General features: G+C 27.5%; 22 protein-coding genes. 3 read left to right on the top strand and 19 right to left on the bottom strand.

All coding sequences use genetic code 11. The annotated features are described in order from the left end of the window. Positions 1-632: 632 nt before the first annotated feature. The 10 genes from LRR82_RS00740 to LRR82_RS00695 form a co-directional block, all read right to left on the bottom strand. Positions 633-809: a hypothetical protein gene (locus LRR82_RS00740; protein WP_249029605.1), complete on the bottom strand. Its 177-nt coding sequence runs from the start codon at positions 807-809 to the stop codon at positions 633-635. A gap of 52 nt (positions 810-861) precedes the next feature. Further along, complete coding sequence (locus LRR82_RS00735) at positions 862-1,317, bottom strand: hypothetical protein (protein WP_249029604.1); 456 nt, start codon at positions 1,315-1,317, stop codon at positions 862-864. Between the two features lie 93 nt (positions 1,318-1,410). Then, positions 1,411-3,198 carry an ATP-binding cassette domain-containing protein gene (locus tag LRR82_RS00730; RefSeq protein ID WP_249029603.1) on the bottom strand — a complete coding sequence of 596 codons (1,788 nt, stop codon included), beginning with the start codon at positions 3,196-3,198 and terminating at the stop codon, positions 1,411-1,413. Continuing rightward, on the bottom strand, positions 3,182-5,257 hold the full coding sequence (locus LRR82_RS00725) for an ATP-binding cassette domain-containing protein (protein ID WP_249029602.1): 2,076 nt from the start codon (positions 5,255-5,257) through the stop codon (positions 3,182-3,184). The genes LRR82_RS00730 and LRR82_RS00725 overlap by 17 nt, the downstream gene beginning before the upstream one ends. Positions 5,258-5,374: 117 nt before the next feature. Further along, positions 5,375-6,856, bottom strand: coding sequence for a type 2 periplasmic-binding domain-containing protein (locus LRR82_RS00720; RefSeq protein ID WP_249029601.1), 1,482 nt, complete (start codon positions 6,854-6,856; stop codon positions 5,375-5,377). A gap of 12 nt (positions 6,857-6,868) precedes the next feature. After that, on the bottom strand, positions 6,869-8,797 hold the full coding sequence (locus tag LRR82_RS00715) for a hypothetical protein (RefSeq protein WP_249029600.1): 1,929 nt from the start codon (positions 8,795-8,797) through the stop codon (positions 6,869-6,871). Further along, a complete protein-coding gene (locus LRR82_RS00710; protein ID WP_249029599.1) occupies positions 8,784-9,656 on the bottom strand; it encodes an ABC transporter ATP-binding protein in 873 nt (290 codons plus the stop codon). The genes LRR82_RS00715 and LRR82_RS00710 overlap by 14 nt, the downstream gene beginning before the upstream one ends. Before the next feature lies 1 nt (position 9,657). Continuing rightward, positions 9,658-10,731 (bottom strand): hypothetical protein, encoded by a 1,074-nt coding sequence (locus LRR82_RS00705; protein WP_249029598.1) that lies wholly within the window; start codon positions 10,729-10,731, stop codon positions 9,658-9,660. A gap of 674 nt (positions 10,732-11,405) precedes the next feature. Further along, positions 11,406-12,623 (bottom strand): hypothetical protein, encoded by a 1,218-nt coding sequence (locus tag LRR82_RS00700; protein WP_249029597.1) that lies wholly within the window; start codon positions 12,621-12,623, stop codon positions 11,406-11,408. Then, the gene (locus tag LRR82_RS00695; protein WP_249029596.1) at positions 12,620-13,312 is read right to left on the bottom strand and encodes a LytR/AlgR family response regulator transcription factor; all 693 of its coding nucleotides are present in this window, start codon (positions 13,310-13,312) and stop codon (positions 12,620-12,622) included. Before LRR82_RS00695 ends, LRR82_RS00700 begins: the two co-directional genes overlap by 4 nt. Positions 13,313-13,640: 328 nt before the next feature. On the opposite strand from LRR82_RS00695, the gene LRR82_RS10920 reads away from it, so the two are divergent. Continuing rightward, positions 13,641-13,955, top strand: a complete 315-nt coding sequence (locus tag LRR82_RS10920) for a helix-turn-helix domain-containing protein (RefSeq protein WP_399201170.1) — start codon at positions 13,641-13,643, stop codon at positions 13,953-13,955. 247 nt (positions 13,956-14,202) lie between these two features. Here LRR82_RS10920 and LRR82_RS00690 read toward each other — a convergent pair whose 3' ends face one another. Beyond that, a complete protein-coding gene (locus LRR82_RS00690) occupies positions 14,203-15,153 on the bottom strand; it encodes a relaxase/mobilization nuclease domain-containing protein (RefSeq protein ID WP_249029595.1) in 951 nt (316 codons plus the stop codon). A 426-nt stretch (positions 15,154-15,579) separates the two neighbouring features. Between LRR82_RS00690 and LRR82_RS00685 the strand changes: the two genes are divergently transcribed. Beyond that, the gene (locus tag LRR82_RS00685; protein ID WP_249029594.1) at positions 15,580-16,866 is read left to right on the top strand and encodes a sensor histidine kinase; all 1,287 of its coding nucleotides are present in this window, start codon (positions 15,580-15,582) and stop codon (positions 16,864-16,866) included. A 47-nt stretch (positions 16,867-16,913) separates the two neighbouring features. Here LRR82_RS00685 and LRR82_RS00680 read toward each other — a convergent pair whose 3' ends face one another. Further along, the gene (locus tag LRR82_RS00680) at positions 16,914-17,243 is read right to left on the bottom strand and encodes a hypothetical protein (RefSeq protein ID WP_249029593.1); all 330 of its coding nucleotides are present in this window, start codon (positions 17,241-17,243) and stop codon (positions 16,914-16,916) included. 519 nt (positions 17,244-17,762) lie between these two features. Between LRR82_RS00680 and LRR82_RS00675 the strand changes: the two genes are divergently transcribed. Next, positions 17,763-18,461, top strand: coding sequence for a LytR/AlgR family response regulator transcription factor (locus LRR82_RS00675; protein ID WP_249029592.1), 699 nt, complete (start codon positions 17,763-17,765; stop codon positions 18,459-18,461). 159 nt (positions 18,462-18,620) lie between these two features. Here the strand turns inward: LRR82_RS00675 and LRR82_RS00670 are convergent, their stop codons facing one another. The 7 genes from LRR82_RS00670 to LRR82_RS00640 form a co-directional block, all read right to left on the bottom strand. Then, the gene (locus tag LRR82_RS00670; RefSeq protein WP_249029591.1) at positions 18,621-19,274 is read right to left on the bottom strand and encodes an LTA synthase family protein; all 654 of its coding nucleotides are present in this window, start codon (positions 19,272-19,274) and stop codon (positions 18,621-18,623) included. Between the two features lies 1 nt (position 19,275). After that, positions 19,276-19,983, bottom strand: a complete 708-nt coding sequence (locus LRR82_RS00665; RefSeq protein ID WP_249029590.1) for an ABC transporter ATP-binding protein — start codon at positions 19,981-19,983, stop codon at positions 19,276-19,278. Between the two features lie 550 nt (positions 19,984-20,533). Next, positions 20,534-22,444 carry a DUF5050 domain-containing protein gene (locus tag LRR82_RS00660; RefSeq protein ID WP_249029589.1) on the bottom strand — a complete coding sequence of 637 codons (1,911 nt, stop codon included), beginning with the start codon at positions 22,442-22,444 and terminating at the stop codon, positions 20,534-20,536. Further along, positions 22,431-23,528, bottom strand: a complete 1,098-nt coding sequence (locus LRR82_RS00655; protein ID WP_249029588.1) for a hypothetical protein — start codon at positions 23,526-23,528, stop codon at positions 22,431-22,433. The genes LRR82_RS00660 and LRR82_RS00655 overlap by 14 nt, the downstream gene beginning before the upstream one ends. Continuing rightward, positions 23,515-24,384, bottom strand: coding sequence for an ABC transporter ATP-binding protein (locus LRR82_RS00650; RefSeq protein ID WP_249029587.1), 870 nt, complete (start codon positions 24,382-24,384; stop codon positions 23,515-23,517). The genes LRR82_RS00655 and LRR82_RS00650 overlap by 14 nt, the downstream gene beginning before the upstream one ends. Continuing rightward, positions 24,374-25,456 carry a hypothetical protein gene (locus LRR82_RS00645; protein ID WP_249029586.1) on the bottom strand — a complete coding sequence of 361 codons (1,083 nt, stop codon included), beginning with the start codon at positions 25,454-25,456 and terminating at the stop codon, positions 24,374-24,376. Before LRR82_RS00645 ends, LRR82_RS00650 begins: the two co-directional genes overlap by 11 nt. Then, the gene (locus tag LRR82_RS00640; protein ID WP_249029585.1) at positions 25,453-26,328 is read right to left on the bottom strand and encodes a hypothetical protein; all 876 of its coding nucleotides are present in this window, start codon (positions 26,326-26,328) and stop codon (positions 25,453-25,455) included. The genes LRR82_RS00645 and LRR82_RS00640 overlap by 4 nt, the downstream gene beginning before the upstream one ends. Positions 26,329-26,358: the final 30 nt, after the last annotated feature.

The raw sequence follows: 26,358 nt of genomic DNA, 5'->3' as shown, positions 1-26,358 counted from the left end.
GATGTCAACCGATTGTGATTATCATGCATTTTAATGACATAAAGAGCTCTTCTTGTGTTTTAAATGCGAAAATATGGTTATAAGATTCTTTTCTGTTTTTATTAAAATTCTATCAATCATATTTCCTCCATTACGATTGATACGTAACTAATAGTTAATAAGTATAGCTTATTAACAAAATAGTTACTTTTATTCATTATTTAGTGGATGTTAGATTTTTTTCTAAGTTCTCAAAAATGATGTTACCTTCTACTAAGAAATATTCAAAAGATTATATTTTTCCTCTCCATCATTGAACTCTGCTTTGCTATCTTCTGCTTTTCTTACTGCCTCTTTAAAATCTCCTGTATTAGCACCTTCGATAATTCCTTTTATCTTAAATCAGTATAGATATCAATATTATACCTGTAAATATGAAAAGAACTTCTAAAAAAAGGTATATCAAATTTACTTAAGAAAAGCCTGGTCTTTAAATAGCCTAAGGGCTATTTTGGCACTTAAAACTATTGTGCTATATATTTGACTGAACAGAATCTCGTAGTATTAATTTCAAAAAGGGAAGATAGTTGTCAACTCATAACTAGAAAATAATGTTAATCAATTTACCTCACGTTAACTTTATAAATATACCTCTAAGCAATTGTAGTTTCTTGATATAATAATTTTATGATCGTTTGATCATCTTCATGAAAATATTCTTGTGCTTTTAATTGTTCAGACTTAAAGTCAGGAATAGTAATTTCGTAATTACCATCTAAACTCATTTTAAAATATAAATAATTTCCTTGGTTTGTAAGTTGGATGGTCACGAATGAAATGCCCTATAATAAAGCAATATTTATTTGAAAAAGTCTTGTTATTTTAGTCGATACAAAGATTTAAATAATCTCTAATCTCATACAATAAATCAATATCCATATAGTTATTATATTTATCAACATCTATCCAATCACCACTTGAAGATTCATAAGAACCTGGTATCAGAAAATAATGGTATGGTAAATATGGGAGTAATTCATCTAGATATTCATCATAACAAATTGTTTGATTAAATATTGTTGATAATTCAAAGGTTTCTAAATACTCACTATGACTTTCTACACTAAAGTTCTCTGGATATGGTGTTGTTAAAAGATTATTAATATCCTCTTCTATTAAGTAACTATTACCTAATCCATAGTCACCTAAAGTACCATCATCATACATTGCTAGTAAGAGAGATACTAGTGTTTCATCACTAGACAGTAAGTATAAATAATCTAACGTATCTTCCATATTATCATTAGAAGAAGCTATTGCAACGTATTTATAGGTCAATAACATTTTTCTGATTATAATTTTTAAATAATCACTAATCTTATCCAATAAATCAATATATTTCTAGTTTCTAAAAATCTTATAAAACATTTCTTATGTTCGCAATATTTCTTGTAAATTCAACTTCTTAATATATAAATAATTAAAAAACATACTACTTGTTATAATAAATATCATAAATATAATGTTAATAAATATAAAATAGAAAAACTTGGAAACTCCTTGTCCTATAATAACATTTATTACAATAAATAAAGGAATAGAAAGAAGTGATGAAATAATAGCTTTACTACATAACTCATAGAATACTAACAGTAGTATATTCCTATTATTTAATCCATTTATCTTTAATAAAGAAAATTCAATATTTCGTTTATAAAAATAGTTTACTTGTAAAATAGTTATAAAAAATGCTGATACTACAAATATGATAATTAATAACTGCATACATAATGTATTCATTTCTTTTATAACGTAGTCTATCAATTCAATATTATTAAACCCGCTTTCCACATACAAATTATTTTCCTCAAAAATATGAATAGTGAAAATTAATGCATCATAGTCCGTAGTAAATACAGTATAGTATTCATATGTTTGTACTCCACTCAAATCCATTAACTCTTGAAAAAGCTCCTCTGATACATAAAGGAAGTCATCACTCCCATAATAACTGTTTGTACTTTCTTTTAAAAAACCTCCTACTTCTATGTCGTATTCAAACTCAACAAATTCATCATCCACTTGTACAACAAAATCAAAGGTCATTACCTCACTAGTAGATTGAGTTGAATTAAAGATACTTTTGTACACCTCACTGCTAGTATAAGTATCCCCTTCATTATTTAGCTTTACTTCTAAGGAATCAATAACACTATCTTGATTATAATAAGGATATACATCATAATATGTTCCGTCTACGCCTACTTTCATCTCTGTATAAGGATAGATTCTTTCTACGTAATCACTATTTTCTAGGTAATCTAGCGTCTCATTATCTACTTGCACAAACAATTGATTGATGGATGTATCCTTGATAAGTTGTATATTCTCATTTGTCAACTCATCAATATAAAGCAATGAACTACATACTAAAAAAGAAGATAGAAAAAATAAACATGTCATAAATAAACTAAATCCCTTATATGCATTAAAAAAATAACTGATATATTTTTTATAAAAAGTAAAGGCATACGTATACTTAAGTTTTGTTAATCTCATTTCACTTTTTGCACTAGTTTCCTTTTCTAAATACAAGTGTTTATCTTCCAGATTATAAATGCGATCAGAATATTCTTTAGCACGATCATCATGACTTACTAATAGAATCGTTTTTTCTTTTTTTAATTCCTCTAGTATTTCGAAGATTATTTGTGCATTATAACTGTCTAAAGCACTCGTTGGTTCATCTAATATTAAAATTTCCACATCTTTGCATAATGCACATGCAATAGCTAATCGTTGTTTTTCTCCCCCAGATAAAGTTTGTATAGGTTGTTCAAACTCAATTTCCAAGCGTAATTTATCTAGGATTTTTTGATATTCTTCTTTTGTGTATGATTTACCTGTAAAACTAGCACACAGTTTCATATTACCAAGCACATCATATTGTTCAAACAGACTACTCTCTTGTATAACATATCCTATATTCATTTGTCTTAGATTACTTTTTTGTTTGTCACTAAAATGAGTTATATCAATATCCTTATATATATACTCTTGCTCATTGGATGATAGTAATCCAACACGATACAACAATGTTGTTTTACCTGAACCACTTTTTCCATAAAGTAGGGTTATTTCATGATCATATATTTCTAAGTTTTCATTATCTAGTAATACTTTATCAAACTCTATATGAATATTAGTTAACTTTATCATTTTTTATCTTCCCTTCTACGATTAATGGGACTACAACCTCTAAAACAAATAAAATCGTTACTATCATTAGAACCGTTATTTTATTTATTTCTATAGGCAAGTAGGTAGTATAACTAAGGAATGTAATAAAACACGAGATAGAAATAATTGCTTGAATTGTTCTGCAAAAAAAGAAATACATGTGTTTTCGTATCTTTATCATCCTTATTTCTTGCTTTGAATATAATTGATCAAATAAAAACTGACTATAACTTTTTTCATCTTTTCGATTATTTGCCTTAATTCCAATATTTACAATAAGGATAACAACTGCACAAATAGCCAAGAAAATACTTACTATCGAATTATTGTTCTCTTCCATATCATACAAACTACTTACTTCACTCCAACTACTATATGCATTAAAACCTGCTTCATTTAGAATTTCAGTTACTTCTGGTACATCAACAACACTTTCACAAATAATAGTATATAATGAAGGTTCCCAAGGACCTGTTTCAACAACAACACGTTCATATCCTTCAAAAGGATCTAAAGATTTAATCACACTAATTGAGCTATCTTCATCAATTGTTTTTACATAAGTTATTATTTCTTCATCTCTTTGATTTTCTGCAATATACTTTGAAAGGGTTTCTTGGGATACATATATTGGGTTACTATAAATCGTTTCAATACCCATATTACTCCCCGTTAGAATTCCAGCTATTTCTAACGTAACTCTCTGCTTGATAATAGAGTCCATTTCTACATAAAAGGGAGTCCCTTCTATCATTGAATAAACTTTACCAATAGAATTATATACTGGTATGAATAAATCTATTTCGATAGTAGCTCCTTCAAAACTTGTCAGGTCCTCACTAAATAAAGATGCAAACTCATTTGAAAGATATACTCCTTCCTCTTGGAATTGATAAAGTACATCTGTATCATAACTTATCTGATTGTAATAAACAGACTGAAAATAACTTTCACTGCTACTTATTTCTTGTGAATTTTGAAATTTGATAATCGTATTAGATTCTATTATTTTTTCAAAATCATCATTATTATATTCTAAAGAAAAAAAAGTCTCCGAAGAATACGTCTGAAATCTCCATTCTACCTCCTCTACTCCTTCTATGCTTTCTAAGAATTCTATATCTTCTTTTTCTAGAGTTGCAGCTCCTGTAGTCGGATTGATGGAATTATCAATGATACCACTATTAGGAATAGATACGATAATTTCTTTTGATGACAATGCACTTAATGCATTATTTTGATTTGCAATTATTATATTTCCATATTGAAGGGTGAATACTAAAAGAAACAGGGATAAAATAGTAAAACCAGTAAGGTATCTATGCTCTGTTTTTTTTCTATTTAATAATTTTGAAAAATAATATTTTCGCTTTTTTCTACTTTTAACTCTAGTAGTTATTTCACAATTACTTTCTTGTAAAAAATCATCTTTTTGTTTTATCAATTTCTTATTTTCAAAAACATAAACAACATTAGCTTTATCATAAATATAACTATCATGTGTTGATAAAATAACGCAGTTACCTAAATTTGCGTATTCTTGTAAAACTCGTATCACTGCTTGTTTGTTCTCTTTATCTAAAGATGCTGTAGGTTCATCTAACAACATATAAGGAGCATTTTTTAATAATCCAATTAGTAATGCTACTCGTATTTGTTGCCCCCCTGATAATTGTCTTGGATACTTATCAAGACAATCAATAATAGTAAGCTTTTTAGCCCATTTATACATATCTTGACTTTCTGTTTGATAAAGAAAAGCTATTTGTTCCTTGATTGTTAAATCTTCTATAAAGCTTGGTTTTTGAAAAACACTTATCAAATAAGCAGATAAATTTGTATTGCTATCCACATCTTGTCCATCAATAGAATAATCACTTACAAAATTATTTAATCGTTGCAATGCTTTTAAAATAGTGGATTTACCACATCCACTATAACCTACTATTGTTGTTATTTGACCTTTTTTTGCTTCAAAAGATGAAGACTCTAAAAGTATTCGTTTCTGATATGAAATACGTACAGTCCCTTTTAACATTTTTATCTCCTTACATACATCACTTATAGAAATACACTAACTGCATAATTACCTATTATTTGGTACTCAAAATCCCCTATAATAAAGCAATATTTATTTGAAAAAAGTCTTGTTATTTTAGTCGATACAAAGATTTAAATAATCTCTAATTTCATACAATAAATCAATATCCATATAGTTATTATATTTATCAACATCTATCCAATCACCACTTGAAGATTCATAAGAACCTGGTATCAGAAAATAATGATATGGTAAATATGGGAGTAATTCATCTAGATAATCATCATAACAAATTGTTTGATTAAATATTGTTGATAATTCAAAGGTTTCTAAATACTCACTATGACTTTCTACACTAAAGTTCTCTGGATATGGTGTTGTTAAAAGATTATTAATATCCTCTTCTATTAAGTAACTATTACCTAATCCATAGTCACCTAAAGTACCATCATCATACATTGCCAGTAAGAGAGATACTAGTGTTTCATCACTAGACAGTAAGTATAAATAATCTAACGTATCTTCCATATTATCATTAGAAGAAGCTATTGCAGTAGAACGATAAGTCAATTGATTCAAATAATAACTATCATTTTCAATAAAATAGTAGTCATCACTATTTTCATTTGTTTTATACACACCTACTTCAAAAAGTGGAGTTACTGATTCTTGAGGTGCTACATAACTATTAGATGGATAATTAGTAACCCCTTCTCTTATTTCATCAAAAAATTCAAACATCGCTACATACTCTTGGCAATCTATTAATAGCTCTATTGTTCCTGTACGTTCATCTACTACAAAAGGAGATGCATCAAAGGTCCCATTTAAAGGAGTAAGGTATGGGAAAATAGACTGAAAGTCAGCTGAACTGAATGTTTCATATAAAACATCCGTACTTAATTGATTCAAAGCATCTATTAACTCATCACCATGTTCGTATATTTTATAATCCCAAGAAGAGGGATCTAATCCTAACTCATCACACATCTCTTTATTAAATGCAAGATAATAATATTCACTATCATAGCTATCCATAGCATTTGTTACTGTGTAATTAAGCAGTGAAGGTATCGAGTATATTTCCTCGTCTATTTTAATAGAATCCCATACAAGTTCAGGATAACTATCATAGATAACTTGACCCTGTTCTGTTTCTAATATTTCTTCTAAATTAATAACTAACCCTGCATCAACTAGATTTGTTTCTTCAATATCATCAAAACCAAAGTAACCCATTTGATATAAGTGTACTGTTTCTTGTGATTCTAAAACACTTTGTGTTGTTGAATAATCCTCTTTTAAAACGTAATACTCCGTTCCATTAATAAGCATATCATCCATCATTTCTTGTGAGTATTCTGTTACATCTAATAACTGCTCATAACTTCCCACTACCTCACGATACTCTACTTCATAGTCTTTTCCTAAAGAATCTAAATAGTCATTGATTGCATCTATTTGTTCTGTGCTTATTTGTTCATCTGGAAAAGGATTATAGGCATAGATAACTAAGGTTTGTTTGGTATCATCAGAACATCCTGATAATAATAAAATACTACAAAATAGTGTTGTGATTATATATATCTTTTTCATAATAGATCCTTTCTATAATATCCATATAAACAATATTACTAATACAACCATCATTAATAAAATAAATATTGCATTTATAGGGTTTCTGTACTTTTTAGCTATCCAATAGAACAACATAGCTACTAACATAGATAACATGATTCCTAGTCCATATAAAATAAATAATAATGTAGCAATTGATATAGAAACAGGAAGATTGAAACATAGTAAATTGGTTACTAAAAAGCTATATTGTGTTGCTTGGAAATAATTTAATATTTGAAAACTATTTATTACAAAGATTAGATGATATAAAAACACTGAAATAAGGATGCATATATTTCTTTGAATATTTTTTACTCGATCTTTTTTAGTTTCATAAAGCATAATAAGATTATTCATCTTAATTCTATTATCATAAGTTGCATACATCCCAATAATCAAAGATAAAGGAATTAACATCAATACAATATTTTGTATAAGAACATCTTTTTCTAAAAAAGCTTCTACATATCCTTGTTCATAAATAAACTGTGTTTTCCCCTCACTCACCGCATATTCATAGCTTTCTTTTACATCTTCATAATATGCTTTTGATTCTAATTTTAACTTACTAGCTTCATATGATGAATAGTATGTTGCTAAATCCAATTCTCCATTTTGATAGAGCTCGTCTAGTTCCATCATATTATTTACTAGACTTTGATAGTATTCCTCTGTTTCTAAAAAGTAGTTCTCTTGAGATTCTCCAATATCTCCTTGTAAATCAAGAGAAAATAATTGTACATAATAATCTTCTAGATTTTGATATACTTCATAATGTGTTATCGCATATCCTTGATAAATGATTATTAACAACAACACAAGAAATCCCTTTTTAATAATCATTGCTTTTTTTATCTCATAAAAAGATAACATACTATTCTTTATTTTTATCTTCATTATCTTATGTTTTGTTTGTTTGTTCACCGCACTTTTTCTTGTAAGTAAGCATCCTGAAAGTAGGAACACGATACCTAAAAAAACACAAATCGCTTGATAATAAAGAATACAGTGATTAAATAAATTAAAACAATAATAATTAGTAAACAAATTACTAATATCAAGTATTGTTACAATATTGATAACCTTGAAAAAGATATAAACAGAGTCATTTGGTATATAAAAATAGAAAAGAAACTCCATGATGACAAATAAAGTAACACTCATATAAAAGAGAATAGACTTATTCACTCTATTTACAAGTGCACTTATTACTACACTACTAACAACAAGTATCCCTATCACCAAAATAAATTGAACAAATATAGTAGTCCCTATCATCCATGAAAAAGGACAATATAAATATTCTTTAACACCTTGTATATATCCTTGAAACGAAGATATATCTAACATCCTTAGTGCTATCATAAACTTTACTGCTTCTAAGAATAGAAAGGTACCTATAGATAGAATTAGTATTGCAAGTAATTTATGATACTGATGTTTTTGTAGATATCTAGGATAGCTACATAAAACATCACTAATCTTGTTTTCTTTTTCTTTTAAGAATAAATACGCTGCCATATAAACAATAAAAATAAAGGTAATATAAATTGGTATATGATTTGTTAAAATCATACTATAGGCTAAATTCTCAACATATTCAAAAGAATAATCAATAAGTTTGTTATAATAATTTTCATAGTTTGTGACATACTCATTTAAATACTGGTTGCTAGTTTGAAATAGTGATCCACCCAACATTAATTGATTACTCTCTAATTGACTTGTTATTTGTTCTTGATACGTATCATAATCTTCTAATACCTCTAAATATTCAAAATTATCTTCGATTAAAAGATATTTCTGATAATCTTTGGCATCTAGGAATATCATGATAATTGCAAACAAACACAATAAAAACCAAATACTTTTAAAGGCTGTATTCTTTGTACATTTTTTTATCTCATAGCGAAACATCTTGAATTTCCTCAAAGAAATAAGATACATAAACATCTTCTAGTTCTACATCTTTTAAAGGATAGTTTTCCTTTGGTATATCGCTTAAGAAGCGAACTAAGCATGTTTGATTACTCACTTTTTTTACTCTTGTACAAAGATGTTTCTTTTGGAAAAAGTCTGCTTCTTGAAAATTTATTTCTTTTTCATAAACATATTTATCAAAATTTTGTAAGATACCATCCATTGTATCTTCTACAATAATTTTTCCTTCTTTTAGAAAAATAAAATGCGTTGCAATCATTTCTATGTCCGATAATACATGACTTGCAAATAAAATAATTTTATCTTTAGAAAACATAGATAATATATTTAATATTTGTAATCTTTGCATTGGATCCATTCCAGCAGTTACTTCGTCTAAAATAAGTATCTTAGGATTATTTAAAAGAGTTGCAGCAAATAAAATACGTTGTTTCATTCCTCCAGAATAAGCTTTAATAAGCATATCCTTTTGCTCATATAAACCGACATCTTTTAGATATCTCTCTATTTCTTTACTAGCTTCTTTTTTATTCATTCCTTTTAACAACGAAAAATATTCCATTAGTTCTTGTCCTGTAAAATCCTCATACAGTTGTTGGTGTTGAGGCATATAAGCGATATTTTTAAATAGTCGTTTTTCTAAGTCTTGCCCATCTATTAATATTTCTCCATTTGTTTTATCCAAACATCCCGCAAGAATGTTCATCAACGTACTTTTCCCTGCACCATTAGGTCCAAGAAGAGCATAGATACCTTCTTCCATAACGATAGAAAAATTACATAATGCTAATTTATTATGATATTGTTTACTAACCCCTCTTATCTCTAGTTCCATTTTAATAATACTCCTCTATAAGTATTGCTTTATCAAAATTGCCATTATAATAATCTTCTTTTAAAATTATACTTTGTTTTCCAGTTCCTTCTATTGCACCAAAGAAGTAGTCATCATTATCACCAGTAGGTGTAAAAAACACTCCACCACTACGATAATCTGCTATGTTTTCCAAAGTATCAACATTGTAGTATCCATACTCATAAAACGTAGCATCAGTGAATGTTGAAAGTAAAGTTACATTCGTATAAAATATATAATCTCCATCTACATATCGGATTTCAATAGGTGTTTCACTTGAAAATAGCTCAATTAACTCTTTTTCTAGATAATCATATTGATATACTGTTTGTTCGTTTTCAACAAAATATAATTTATTCTCTGTATATTCAAAAGAACCATGATACCCTTCTCTTAAATATGTCCCCTCATAAATCAAATTTGATTCTTGACTTTGTATATTCCATTCATAAAGAAATGTATCATTATAAATATAATAGATGTTGTCATCCTCTACTCCAACCAAATCTACACATGCTGGTTCAATCGTTCCTAACAATAACTCATCCTTATTTAAATCATAACAAGAAATTTGATAATATTTCTCTGTCCCTTCAGCCACCGCATTTTCTAAATACAATGTAAAGTACATTTTATTATCAGTAAAAATAAACGTTAATCCCGTTGCCGTACTATCATATTCTTTATTTTCATATTCCAATAATAGCTTTACATTCGTACCATCTTTGTCCATTTGGTAAATAAAAATAGATCCTCCATTACTAATCGTATAATATAAATAATCATTATACAAAGTAAACCCATTAGCAACACCTGGATACAATAATGAATCATCATATATTGTTTTATTAGGTATTGAAATAACTGCATTACTTTCTATGTCATAATAAGATAAGCCTTGTGAATCATCACCAATCATAAACATTCCATAATTATTATAGTTATGAAAACCAACAATATAATAATCTTCTTGAGACATTACAACATTATCCTCTTCCACTACACTACAGCCATTTAATAACAGCAACAAAACACTACACAGAAAAACTTTCATATTATTCCTCCCTTCTTTACAATTAGAACAAAGCACTATACTATGTAAAATGCTTTGTTCTAATTATTTTTATATTGTTTAAGTTTAGTGTACTATATATTCTTTTTATATTCGCTTTTTTTACTTAAACAACTGTTTAATTGCACAAACACCAATTCTAATATTTTAACAAATAAAGTTTTGTTGCATTCACTTTAAGAAATGATATAAATCTTTAGTTTATTTCACAATTGCTAATTAAATTCATTGTGCTTCAAAGTTTGATATACAATCACTCTTGTACAGAACACTGTTTTTGATTTCAACGAATCTATAATTACATTTTTTTGGGGGGGAATCTTTAACCATGGAAACAATCCTACTTCACTTAATCCTTTAATATGATTTCAATGTATACCGTCTTCATTACTGGATTCTATTTCAATTGGTCCCCTTTTGGTTTAATTAATATTTTAAAAAGTAAGATGATTTAATTGAGTAGTGTTTCAAAAACCATTACATACGTCAAAAAAACATGATAAAGCTGTTTTACAATGACATCCATCTATATTGATTCATAACGGTATAAAATAAGTGATAAGAACAAAGTAGTTATTATATTTGCCAAATTGAAAGACATAGTAAGCCCTTCGCTCTCGTCAATGATACTCATTTCAATAAATCTATTTACTAATTTACTCTTCATTTAATAACACAATATTAATAGATTTTACTTCACTTTTTAAATCTATCACTATCCTACTTTTGCAAAAACCAAATGCTTTCTCAATAAATGCATAGGAACCATCTTCTTCTATCTCATCGAACCCACTAAAATATAACTTTATTATCACCCTATTAACTTTTTCACTTATATAAATATCAATTTTCTCACTATTTGAAACATAGTTCAGCAGTGACATCACTCCGTTGATAAAATGCACTCCATCATATAAATCTCGTTTGGATATGGTAATACAGCACTTCACATCAGTTAGCATTTTCATTTCTTTAATTTTCAAATTAAACAATGCATCGAATGATTCATTATTAGTCAATACAAAAATATCTTGTTTAATGACAACTTGTTTATAATCATTGAGGATACCTATAGCTTTATCATAATTTTTAACCTCAAGTTCATGTTTTACTTTTTCTAAAACATAAAACATCCGATGATTGATAGCATCAATATCCACTTTTAAATCCTTTATCATTTTCACATTTTCCTGCTGGTACGCAAGTCTTTGTAATGTTTTTTCATGCATTAATTTTTCCTCATTTATTTTGTTTGTATCATATACTGAAAATATTGACAAAAAAGACACACAACACAACATAAAAAGAATAACTACAAGATGAATGAGGGATATAGAATTAGTGATAATACCTGTGGATATTATTGCTATACATCCTATCAAAATAAATTCCTTAACTAGTAATATTCCCCATTTTTCAAGGGTTAAAGAAAAATTTATCTTCACTTCTAAATAAAGAATAAATCCTGTTATTGTACATAATAAAAACTTCGCTAAAAGACAAATATAGATATAATACTGTGTATTGTTAATTATTTGATTAGAGCTTATACCTGTTACGATGGAAATTATAATTAATGCTAGAAGTGAAGTAACAATAATCAGTGCATAATAAAGAACAGGAATATATATTACTTGAAAAGTAATTTTCTTTAGAAAGTAAACAATTGTTCCTATAGCAATTGCCAGGGTTATCGCTCCTAATACAATCCCATTGGTATTAAAAAGATTACATACTATACTACTTATTAAAAATAAAGAGCTTGATACAGCAATACTTTTTCTTATCTCCACGATACAAAAGTACTTTGTAATAAAAACAGAAAATAGAATGCTCTCTATAAATATAATAAATATCTCAAATAGTTCCATCATAGTAATAAATACCTTTCATATGCTTCTAAAAAATTAACCTTATATTTTCTGCCTACAGGAATTGAAATCCCATTAAAGAGCATAACTTGTCCCACAGATATTCTATCCACCATGGCCATATTAACTATATACGATCGATGTACTTGAACAAATCCAAATTCATTCGAGTAATTTATAAAATCTTGTAAAGTGTAACTTTCTGTTAAAACCTCTTTCTCTGTATATATAAATAGGTTGTGCAATTTAGATTCTACATAACAAATGGTATGTAATGGTATTTGTTTTTTAGTCTTACGTAACGTAAATGCTGGAATCATGTTTCTATTTAGATGTTTCCTTAATAATACAAATAGCATTCTAAGATCATCTTGATACGACTGCTTTCTTACAAAATAAAAAGGCTGCACTGTTAAAGACTGAAAGACCAAGTCTTTTCTAGAAGACACAAAAATAACTAAGCATTTTGTATTTTTTTTAGCAATCTTATGAGCCAAGTCGATACCGTTGCATAGTATTAAATCTATATCTAAAAAAGCAATATCAAACTCTAAATTTGAAATAGCATTATCAAAATTTTCAGAGACATTAGATATAACAGTATCACACTTATTTTCTCCAAAAAAAACTTGTAGATCAGTATGTAATTTTTTCGAAAAATCCTTATCATCCTCAATTATAATAACATTCATTAAACCACTCCCTCATAGTTTAATCGTATCAAAGAATAGAAATAAAGTAAATTTAATTTCTATTATTTTTATTTTTTTCATTCGTCAATTGCTTGGGTACCTCTGGCTGATACAACCCTATGTGCGACACTAACGTAGCACCTTTGATTGAACTATTCAAAATAATTTTTTTAAAACAGCATAAAATTTCTTATCCATTTAATTATCCCTCCCCTCATTCTTTGATTCTATATAATAAATTGATATTTGTCTCTTTTTTTGCCTGATTTACTTTTTTCTAACACAAACAACATATACTTTCGGCTGTACCGAAATCTGATGTTGTTTTATCTTAGAGGGTGATTTAAATGACGTTTGGAGAAAAATTAAAAAACTTCGCACTAATAGAAATAATAGTTTAACAGATGCAGCAAATGTTTTATCTATTGGAATTTCTACTTTGTCAGAATATGAAAACGATGTTACATGTCCTACTTTACCTAGATTTTTTTCATTGATTGAATTTTATCATGTTACCGAAAATTATTTCTATCCACAAGGTGAAGAAATTATTAACATATCAAATTTCAGTATTCCACACAAGAAAAAGATATACGCAATAATAGCAGCAGAGATATCTGAAAACACGATGAATCGCAAGTAAGTTGTCCTGCATATTTCTGTATTATTATCTTTAGCAAGCAATGCACATGGGGCCCCATATGCTATTTTCACTTGTTGGGAATATTCCCAATCCCTTTTGAACGATGATAAATCATCGAGCTACACCCTTATAGGGTTATAAATCACAAGACACTATCTCGTGCCCTGTGATTTTTCTTTTGTTTTCTTTTCTTCATTCATATTTAGTATTCTATCTACATTCTCCTTAACAAGAAGAATCTCTTTCATTACTTTTTTAGTTCTTTATACTCCTTATATTTTGCTTGTTTCTCTGCAACTAATGTAGAATACTCCTCACGTAGTTTATTTATTCTAGGAATTGTTTTTGTTTCTAAAGAATTAAAATAATCTTTAGCTGATTTATGTAGTATGATTTCTTTTTCATGTTCTTGATAGAATTTTTTAGAATATCCTGATTTACGATATGCGATAAAAATATCTCTTGTTTTAGAGTAGTTGAAGATATGGTTTTGTATTGTTTTATTCTCTTCTATCTTTTTTTCATACTGTTTAATGGATGCATTAATATCATAAAATTTATTTGTTACTTGTGTTGCTTTTTGTGCTAGTTCTTCATAAGTGAAACAATCATGTTCTCTTAAGAAGTTTATCGTATTTGCCATTTGTTTTACATTAAATACTTTAGCCCAGTTTTCATAACTTCCTCTTGAAAACTTTGGTGATTCTATTATTGATAAACCATATTCTAAACTTAATTGATCGGATAGTCTTCTTAATGCAAAGGCACTACCAAAGAAGTTACGAAACTTCTTTTTATTATCTAATGAAACAGAATTAAATATTATATGATTATGAATATGTTCTTTATCAACATGTGTTGCTACTACAAAAGCATACTTTCCTTTTGTAAAGCTCATACCTAGTTTATACCCTATTTCATTCGCTTGTTCTGGTGATACTTCTCCTGGTTTAAATGCATGTCGTATTTGATATGCTAGTACACTGTTTTTTTGTTTCCTACCGGTTAGATCTTCATACATTCGTTTAGAAAGTACGAACTCTCCTGCTGCAGTTTTAGGATCACACTCATAACAACTTACATATTTCCCATCTTCTGTTTTATGAGAATTAATAGCATAATCAATTCTATCTTTGATACTTCTAGCTACTGTTTTTCCTTTGTTTTGATGCATTGTAATAAGCCTCGTTATTGCCATAATTGTCCTTTCTGAATAATGAAAAAAGTCGATGTTCCAACTCCTTCTCGTTATCCATTATCTCCCCAGCCTTTCAAATACATCATATATTACTCCCTAATCTATTTCTAGTTTGTTAAAACATGTTTTTGTATCGCAGAATTAAAAACTACATGGTTTTTGTTTTTATCATTAATTATTATTGCTTATTTATTAACAACTACTTATGATTTTTACAATATAAAAACTAATTATATTTTCAAAAAAATTATTTAAGGTGGTCATGTTGAAAATTGAAAACTAACAGAATAACACCAAACCATTATTTTAATTATTTTATCTAATGTAATCGACAACAACCATAGCTTATTGTAAACTAAAAGTATACATACATTTTGTTATTAAAAAGATGAAAATTATTTATTCTAGAAAAAGGAGAATAAACTAATGACAATACATTCTATTATTATACTGTGTGAGGTTATTTTACTTATTAGGTTTATTTGTCTAATTAAAAGAAAAATATCTATTAAAACAATTGTTATATCACTATTTATTTTCTCTTTTCTTTGTTGTTGCAATTATAACATTACTTACTTTCCACTTTTTTACCCTCAAGAAATTATAGAAACCTCATCTTTATTTATCTTATATGGTTTTAATTCACTTTTTTACTTTGCCATATTTAGTTTCTTTATTACATGTTTTCTTTCATATCGTAATGATATAGCTTTAGGTAATGCAATTTGTTATGCTTTTATTTTAAATTCTTTATTGCTTATTTCCAACGGATTAGCTTTTATAGTAACTTCTTTATTTGGATTTTTGACTATTTCCAACGAAGTTATTTTATTGCTATCTAAGCTAATTCTATTTGCATTAATAGAATTATTTGGGCATTTTTTTGCAAAACAAGATTATAAAAAAATAAATATTTTTAATATTGTTATATTTTTTGGTTGTATTACTTTTTTGATATTATTTGATGCATATTTCATGAACAACTTATCAGCTATTTACTTTTATTCTTTGATAGTTTGTATGATTTTATTCTTCTTTTTGCTGTATCGCTTGTTCATAAGCTATCAACTACAATGGAAAGAACTAACAAATTCAAAGCTACTTATTCAAGAAATAGAGTTGCAAAAACAAAACTATCAATTAAATAATGATATCATTAACGAAACAAGAAGGATGAAACATGATCAAAAACATCACCTTTTATTACTAAAAGAGTACCTTGATAAGAACAATCTAGCTGCACTAAAAAGAGAGCTAGATAAATCATTGGATACTTTTAATCATCTTCCGAAATTAATGACAAACAATACAAGTATTGATTCCATTATTACAATGTATTTATCAAAAATAGAAGAACGTCATATTCAATTACATTATCAAAATGATGTAACTAAAGATATTATTGATAAACTCGATCTATATGTATTATTTGGTAATCTACTAGACAATGCCATTGATAATTGTAAAAGTGAAGGTATTAAAAAAATCTTTATCGCATGTAGTGAAGATGATAGTCATTATCGTATAGAAATAAAGAATACAGTCATCATGAATAAGCCCATTAATATTAATAAAACATCAAAAAAAGAAGGGTACCATGGATATGGTATCTCCTCAATTGAATGCATAGTAAAAAAATATAATGGCAAAATTGAGTACCATCAACAAGGACAATTCTTTCATGTCTGTGTTCGCTTTAATAAAGAGAATTAATATTTACTACCTACTTAAAATAAGTTTTTATGATAAGAATATAGTATTTAATCATGTTGTGAAGCTTTCTTTGCCATTATGATTGTAATAATTAGTACAATTATTCTAGGTAAAACAAAAGATAAAGCAATGAAGACTGTATTAGTCATAATTATCTCAGACACTGTAATGATGGTTATCATAACACCTGCAATAGCAATATAAAATAATACCCATATACAAGTAAGAATAGGCACAATATATCGATATTTACCATATTTTTTACAAACAAAATACTGCATTCCTAACGCAAGCACTGCACCCGGTACTGCACCCAATAAGACAGAAAAAACACCTAAACTGCTGATCATTGAAAATATCCATTGATATGTATCCATACTATCACTCCTTACAATTTTTATTTATAAATAACAAAAAAAACATCTCTTTCAAAGTAATAAATCTATCTAGTTTCAACCATCTGGATAAACATATTCCTCAATATATTAATTACACTAATTGATTCAACATCATCTCTACTTACTCGATTTGTTCAGTTTCATTATTACTAATTTGATAGCTACCAGTATCTAAGGATAAAGCATGTATCGTTGAGAACGAATATAGAATTGCACTTATAAAGAACAATAAAAATTTGATACACCTATTTATTTCTCCATTTCTTTGTTTTTATGATGGTTGAAATTATAAACAAAAAAGGAATTTTTTGTGATACATACAAATAGATGTGTTTGCAATTATAATAATTGCTTTTTATATATTTATTATACTAAATTTTATAAAAAAATGAATAATTTATGCTAAAACTGCATTTTTGATGCAAAAATACGCTTTTTTATTATTTATATATTAAAATAATGATAGATTTCACAATATCGAAAAGAGGGAAAAGAAACATGAGATACTGCGTATTGGATAATGAGTACGAAGAACTAAATCAAATTAAAAAAATATTTAATTCATTACAAGATGAATTAAAGTTTATCGAAGTTGATTACTTTGATAATTATGGTGACATTGATATTATAAATAGTAATTATGATGCCCTGTTTTTCGATATCAACCTTAATGATGATATTAATGGTATTATAATTGCGAAGAAATATAAGCAATATCATAATGATGTTAAAATTGTTTTTATTTCAAATCATAGTGATTATGCATTAGATACACATCAAGTTGGGTTACATAATTTTATTCAAAAAGCAAATATCAATATCGACTTGCCTCTAGCAATTCGTGATATTTATTCTTATCAAAAAAAGAATTCAATTCTAACAAAATCAAAAAAACGAAATATTGAAGTATTATTTGATAATATTATATTTATTGAATCCTATTACCGAACTACCCAGTTTGTTTTAGTTGATAATAATACGATATATGATAACCGTCATATCAATGAATTAATACAATTGTTACCTAATAATTTTTTCAAATTAAAAATAAACTGTATTATTAACTTAGATAAGTTAATTAAAATAGAAGGAAATATCATGTATATGAAAGGTGATCATGAACTTGAGTTACCAAGAGGAAAGAAAAAAGAAATCCTTTATAAAATCAGTAATTATTTCGATGGGAATAAAAAATAAGATTTAATAAATATGATTTATTTTAGGTGACATACTATTGTTAATGCATTTTATAATTATTTTGTCCTTAAAGATAACTGAGTTATCATAATGATTCAAATGATGTGACGTATCTAATAGCTTTAAAGAAGAATCACCAAAATAATCAAAGATTACCCATTAAGTTTTATTTAGTATTTTTGATGCTAAAAAAGTGGTTATAAAACACAATAACACACCTAGCATAATCACTATACCTATATTATAAATACCGATTAGATTAAGTAGCTTTATCAAACCATATAAAATCAAACTAACTACAACAATGGCTATTACTGGAGCAAACTTTTCATCATTTAATAGTAGATATGCTTGGATAGAAGCACTCAATGATAGATATCCAAAAACTAATGGATTTATAAAATCATACCAATAGAAAGTAATGTAATTAAAATCATTCGTTGTAAAATAAAACCCAAACTTCAAAACATTTATCATGAGTATCGCTACAAGATAAGCTACAAACAAGCCATTTAAAACTTTTCCAATAATAATCGAATATTCCGAAATTCCTGATGAAAGTATGATATCTAATGTATTTTCTCTTTTTTCTTTTACAATAGTATCTGATATGATTTGTACCCCACAAAGACTTCCAAAGAAAGTAGGAATTATGGTAATCCCTCCCATGAGTCCAACCATACTTGATGCACCATTTTGATAGATAAACAGTAATCCTGAAATAAGACAACCAACAACACAAACTAAAGTAGCCTTATGATTTTTCAAACAATTGAATTCATTTTTAAAAATGATCCTAACATCATCTACCATCTTATTCGTCTCCTTTAGTTAAATGTAAGTACGTTTGTTCAAGTTTATGTAAAGGAAGATTGTTTCCATCATATACAATTTTACCTTGATTTAAAATAAGTAAATCATCGCATATTTTTTCAACAGTATGAAAATCATGAGTACTAATTAATATGGTTGAACCTTGTGATTTTAAAGCAAGAAGCATTTCATGCATTGCCTTTAAGCTTTCTTGGTCAACTCCATTGGTAGGTTCATCTAATAACAAGATTTTGGGATTATTTAAACAAGCAGCAGCTAAAGATAATCTTTTTTTCATACCATTCGATAATTCATTTACTTTATAATTTCTTTTATCCCATAACTTAACTTTTTTTAATATATCCATAATTTGATCATCTAAAATATCCTTAGATGCATGTGATATCTCTCCACGAAATCGTATGTTTTCCATCAAAGTAAGATTAGCATATAAACCATCATGCTCTGGCATATAAGAAAGTATTCCTCTGTTCTTTTTATTTACATTGGGAGAAACTCCCTCTATCATTATATTTCCATGATTTGGCTTTAATAACCCTGATAATAATTTAAACAACGTAGTTTTATCTGCACCATTATGACCCAAGACTCCAACAATATTACCCCCTAATATCTTAGTTGTTATGTTATCCAAAACAACAGGTTGATTCTTATATCCAAATTCTAAATTCTTAATTTCAATCATCATTGATCCTCCAAACTCAAAATATTACAAATAAAAACTTCATCGACTTTTCCTCACTATGTGTGCCAACACTTTGTAGATAGTAGTTTTTTATAATGTTTTATCCTAATTTCGTATGATACTATCGGGATGAACCTTCTCTAGTACCTCTAAGTAATTGATCCCTATCAAATCGAATCTCTTTTGTTTCTAATATAAGCATAAAAACACTCCGCCTCCCCTTAACTTCTCTAACTACTTTTTCAAAATAGCTAACTATTATTCTATCTATATTTTTAGATTAGTGTTTTCAATATTTATTGTCAATCAACCTGGAACATAGTGCAATTTTTTTGCATAAAATACATTTTCTCAAAAATCATAAACATTCTACCTACTTCAATAATAGCAGTACCATTTCTTTTATAATTCTTTAAGTTATCGTAGTAAAGCTTAAACATCACTCTTTAAAATATTTTATCTTTTTCTAGATTCAACATTTTCTAGGATGATTTGCTTTTTAATAAGATATGTTTTTTAGCCCACTTTTCTAAGTCACCTACAGACTAAATAATCACTTATAATTTATTTCAATACATTCTTTCATATCAAAGTTTGTATAATAAAATCCTATTTGATTACTATTTGATATTTTTGCACCAAAAAAGATTCCTTCATAAATTGTAATGAAATATACTTCTCTGTCTTGTAACAAATACTCTTGGCTATTATCTTCTAATTTTACTTTTGTTATTCCATTTTCTTCTAATGTTACATAATATATATAATTATCATATATTTCAAAATCATTTATTTTTTGTTGAATAAGTAACTGAGTTTCTTTTGTTTCGAAATCATAAGAATATAAAAATTCATTTTGTAAAGAAACATAATATAAGGTATTATCAACGATCCTAACAAGTGATACTAACTCTTGTAATACTACTTCTTGATTCCCTTCTTGATCCATCTTTATGAGTTGATTTACATCATTTATAAAATAAACATTCTCATTAATCCAACCAATAATATTTGCTGATCCATCAATATAAACAGAAGCTTTTCCATTAGCTATCTTTTCTATTCGATCATAATATCGTATGTAATAATCATCTCCATAGACTTTAATTGATGTAATATAATTTATTGACCCAATACCATAATAATCAAAGGTATAAATGATTTCTTGGTTATAGGACGATGTATCCAAACAAACTAAAACCACTTCATCTTCTAGATTTGCAACATAATAATATAATTGATTTTGCATATAACCAATACCCGTACTTTCAAGATTCTTAGTAACATCTCGATTTAATGAATAATATGCATCTTCATGAAAGTTATAAATCTGATTATAAATTATTGCTACATCTTGATTGTATGAATAAGTATCATCATTTGTATATGACACATCTGAATCATTTATCATTTGATTGCTACAACCACTAAGCATCAAAAGTACTACAAAAATAGGGATTATCTTTATTTTCTTACTTACAAATAATGCAAGAATAACGCTAACAACTAATATCATACCAAGCACTTCAACTCCTTTTAATGATTCTAAATAATACATTACTGGATTGAAAAAACCAATCGGCACAATATAATACAATACGTCTAAAGAGAAAGTAAATATCGGCAGTAAATAACTCATCAACAAAATTATTATAAAAGGGATAATACGGATACGTAAAATATAAAATAATAAAAGTGTTATAAAAACAAGAATAATTACTGCAATATATTGCATTAGAGCAAGTAATAGTAATAGAGATAAAAAAGTTCCATTATAAAAACTGTCTTGAAAAAACATACTACTTGATACAACGGCAAATAAGTCATTACTATATTGCCAATCATAACAAAACAAAAGATTGATAGAGTGATATACTACAATGGTTAATAGAAATAAAATACTCAAAGAAATTATCTTTGTTTTTACTAGTTTTATTCGTCCTATTTTTGATGTGTTGATAAGTGGAACCATCTCTTTTTCATTATAAAAAGTAGTTACACTTATCCATATACAAACAATAATAAGCAATAAGGGAAAGTCTTGAGTAAAATAATTTTCTATATTTGCTTCATAAATATACGTTCTTAGATAATCATCTTGAAGATATTGATAATACTCTTGTACCTGTGAAAACGCATCATATTTATATTGATATTCATTTTGTTGTTCCATTCTTTCAATATATTCATCTTGATTAATAATCCCTGCTTGGTAATCCTCTAATGTCGTCATAATAACAATAGAAATATTATCCATATTTTCCTTTTCTAGCTCTAAATATTCTTGTATTTCGAATACATTTTGACCTTGTAACTGATTATAATATTCTTGTTGATAAAAAGAAGTTGCTAGTTCTTGCACATTATTTTGATAAGCTGTTAGAAAAAAAGATAGAAATAAAATGAATAAAACAATCCAACTTTTTTGATAAATAAGTATTTTCTTTAACTCATATCTTAGCATCCAATATTACCTTCTTCCTATACATTAGAATCAATAACACTAAACTAACAAAGCCCATAACTACTTGCCAATAAAATGTATCAATGTAAAAATTGAAAAATAAAAACAAATCACAATTCGAGGTAATAAGTGGAATTTGATAAAAACAATGAATCTTTTGAATCATAAATATTCCTAGTAATATCGAAATCACGACACTTGTTTGATTAGATACATAAAAAACTAAATAAGCTATTAACAATCCTACAAAAAGGAAACCCATTATTTTTAAAACAGTTTGTAATATTATAAATTGGAATATTGATAGTGTAAGACTAGTTGATGCAAAAGAAGATAAACTATAAATTGGGTTACTCAATCCATTTATCTGATAAATAAAATCATGCATTATAAAATCACAGCAAGAAAAAAGAACGGTAACTAAACTTATAAAGATAAATATAATAATTATCTTCACCTCCTTTAGTTTTCTTCTTCCCAAAGATGTCGTTAAAATAATGGAATCCATATTATTATCTTTTTCATAATACATATACTTTGAGACAATCATCACAATAAAAAATAATAAAAGTAAAGATGAAAATGAATAGTTGATATATGTTTCTACTCCCATTGTGTCATAGTATTCTGTAAGTTGACGATTGGATAGTATATTAATTAAAGCAGTATAGTACTCTTCATCCACTATATTTTTCTCAATATTTTCTTCTAACACAGTAATTTTTTCATCCATACTCGACCCATACAAATACACTCTTTGCAAGTCTTGATATAGCTCATCAAGCATATTCATATCTGCATAAATATACCCAGTATACGTTGATTCATCAAACACTTCTGTTTCATAATTACCAACTTGGACAATGTCAATAGCAGCCTGTCTTTCGTCATAGATAAAATCAACATTTTGTTGTGTAATAGGACCCTCTACAATAGATACTACTTCTTGGTACCCTTGATAATAACTCTCCATATCACCAAAATCATTTGTTTGAATAATATACGCACAGTTTATTACTATTAGGACAAATAGAAATAGAATAGATTTTAAGTTTATTAGTTTCTTATATTCATAGACAATCATTTGTATCTCCAAAATAATACATATACATGTCTTCTAAAGAGGGTGCAACTTCATTTCCTATTTGTTCATTACTAATGAAACGAATAGAATAGTTGTCACGATTGCTTTCTTTTATCCTAATCGCAACTTTTGAAGATAAAAATTGATCTACTTCTTTTTTATCTATTTCTATTTCTCTTATTTTACCTTGCATGTTTTGTAATATTTCATCTTGGTTATTTGCAATTTCTATTTGACCTTCTTTTAACAAAATAATTTTTGATGCTACGTATTCAATATCTAAAATGATATGGGATGAAAAAATAATAATTCTATCATTTGATAGTTTGGCGATTACATTACGAAATCTTATTCTTTCTTTTGGATCTAACCCTGCTGTTGGTTCATCTAAAATAAGTAGCTGAGGGTCATTAATTAGTGCCTGGGCAATTCCCAAGCGTTGCCTCATTCCTCCTGAAAAATGTTTTATCTTTTTCTTACGATCTTTTTCCAAATTTACCATTTCCAATAATGAGTCAACTTTTTGATGAATTATGTTTTTCGGTATACCTTTTAAAATACACATATATGTTAGAAATTCTTCTGCTTCAAAGGCAGGATAAAATGTAGGGTACTGTGGCAAATATCCAAGTGTTTCAATGAAATCATCACTCCCAAATTCTATCTCATTATTGTTTACTATAATCTTTCCTTCATCAAAGTCTAGTATCGAAAGCAAAATGTGTAGAAGTGTTGTTTTACCAGCACCATTAGGACCAATTAAACCATATACTCCATTTTCTAACTGTAATGAAATATTATCTAATACTTTATTTGTTCCATAGTATTTCGTTAAGTGTTTAACCTCAATATTCATGATCAATCTCCAACTCAACAACAAAATTTTCTAGCTCTATTGTCCTGTAATTAACAATAATAGTATTTCTTGCCTCATTATAGGCAGAGCTTATAAGTACGATATCTCCATCAATTATATCTTCATATTCTTTCTGTTCTTGCCCAAAACTCAAAATATAAGCATCACTATCCAAAGTATCTCCACCATAGCTTACGACTATATTTTCATTAATCATTTCAACAAAAAAACTACAAAGCGATAAACTGACATCAAATTCCTTTATACTACCTTCCACAAAATTATATATCAATGCTTCCCCAGTTCCATAGTCACTGCTATCTACTCGCACACTGTCATAAACAAATAAGTATTCTTCATTGAAATAGCCGCTAATATCTTCTTGTACATATATCATGGTACTTTTATTTGTAGTATCGATTGTTCCATAACATCCGACATAAATATCTCCCTGATCGATAGTTCCAATAAATCCAATATCATCTTCGATCATACTGAACTCTGTAATGGTAGTTGGAGCATCTTTTATTTCATTGAGATCAAGTATAACTTCATCATTCATTGTTTCTAAATCCCTTTTGATTAAACTATAGCTTACACTATCGTAGTAAACTATTTCCTCTAAATCATCATAAATGATGAAAGGCTTTGTTAAAAAAAGCGATGACCCCTGTAGAATGACTAAATCAGTAATGTCAATCTCTTTTACTATTTCTAAATTTTTGTCATACAATGTTAGAATACTTTCACTACCATAGTAAAAATAGTCACCAATTTTTTGAATACTTGGATAATAGGTATCCAACTCTATTTCCACTTTTTCTATTAACTCATATGTTTTACAATCATATGTTGCCTGATAATACTGCATATCTTGATTTTCATCATAATATAAAACAACCAAATAATCACTTACAACTTCTACTAAAGCAGTAGAATAATCAGCTATTTCAATAGTATCAATAGAAACAGCAGCTTCAAGCTCAAAATCGTTATCATTATCACTATCTGTGCTACTGTTACTTGAACAACCAGAAAGCAATAACAAACATATAATAATTAGTTTTTTCATTCTACAATCCCCCTTGTTGCTTGAAATGCTGTAGTATATTGGCTACCTTCAAATTCTTCTAAAGGAATCATAAGAAACGAAATATTTTTAGTATCTTCTAGAAGTGCATCAATAGTAATATCACAATAAGATTGTTCTATCATTTCTGTAGTATAAATACCAGTAAACGTATTGTCTTCCATTACTAATAATCGATATGTACCTGCTTTACCGTACATCGTTAAGTCCAACGGTAAGTTTGATACATACACTTCATTGTTATTACTCTGATTAATAACAACACTACTCCATATCTTCTCTCCTCCCAATTCTTCTACTTCACTCGCACTAATTTCACGACTGTTAGGAATAAGTGTTTCAATATTCTCTATAATTTCATATTCCAAATTTGTTGTATTAAGTACAACAGGTGCTGTACAGCTTATCAAGTGATCAAACGTATAGGTTGATGATGTGACAATCGTAGAAGGGTTTAAAACAACACATGGTTGTAAATTTGCCTCTGTTGTCTCTTCCATTACAATCGATTGGATAGAAACTTCAAATTCAACATACTCCCCTGAATCATAATCTAAATTATACATATATCCTGTTTCATTATTTATTGTTACTTGTTGAGGTATTCCATCAATTAAAAAAAACAGACCAATTTCACAAGCATCTCCTAAGTTTTCAATATAATAATTAAAATCAATTGTTGATCCTTCCACAATCCATTCTTCAAGATTAAAATCAACTACTCCATGGCTATACGAAAAATATTCTTCTACTTGCCCATCTTCTTGAAAATCAATTTCTTCGTCTGTCACTTCTCCTTGGTTTTGACACCCAGTACATAAAACTAATATAAGTAATATCACAATATTCTTCATTTTTTCTCTCCATTCATTATAAATATTAAA

The sequence above is a fragment of the Tannockella kyphosi genome, from assembly GCF_021054785.1.
In the GTDB taxonomy this organism is placed as follows: domain Bacteria; phylum Bacillota_I; class Bacilli_A; order Erysipelotrichales; family Coprobacillaceae; genus Tannockella; species Tannockella kyphosi.
The sequence above is the reverse complement of the archived record's forward strand: the minus strand, read 5'-3'. Positions and strand labels throughout refer to the sequence as shown.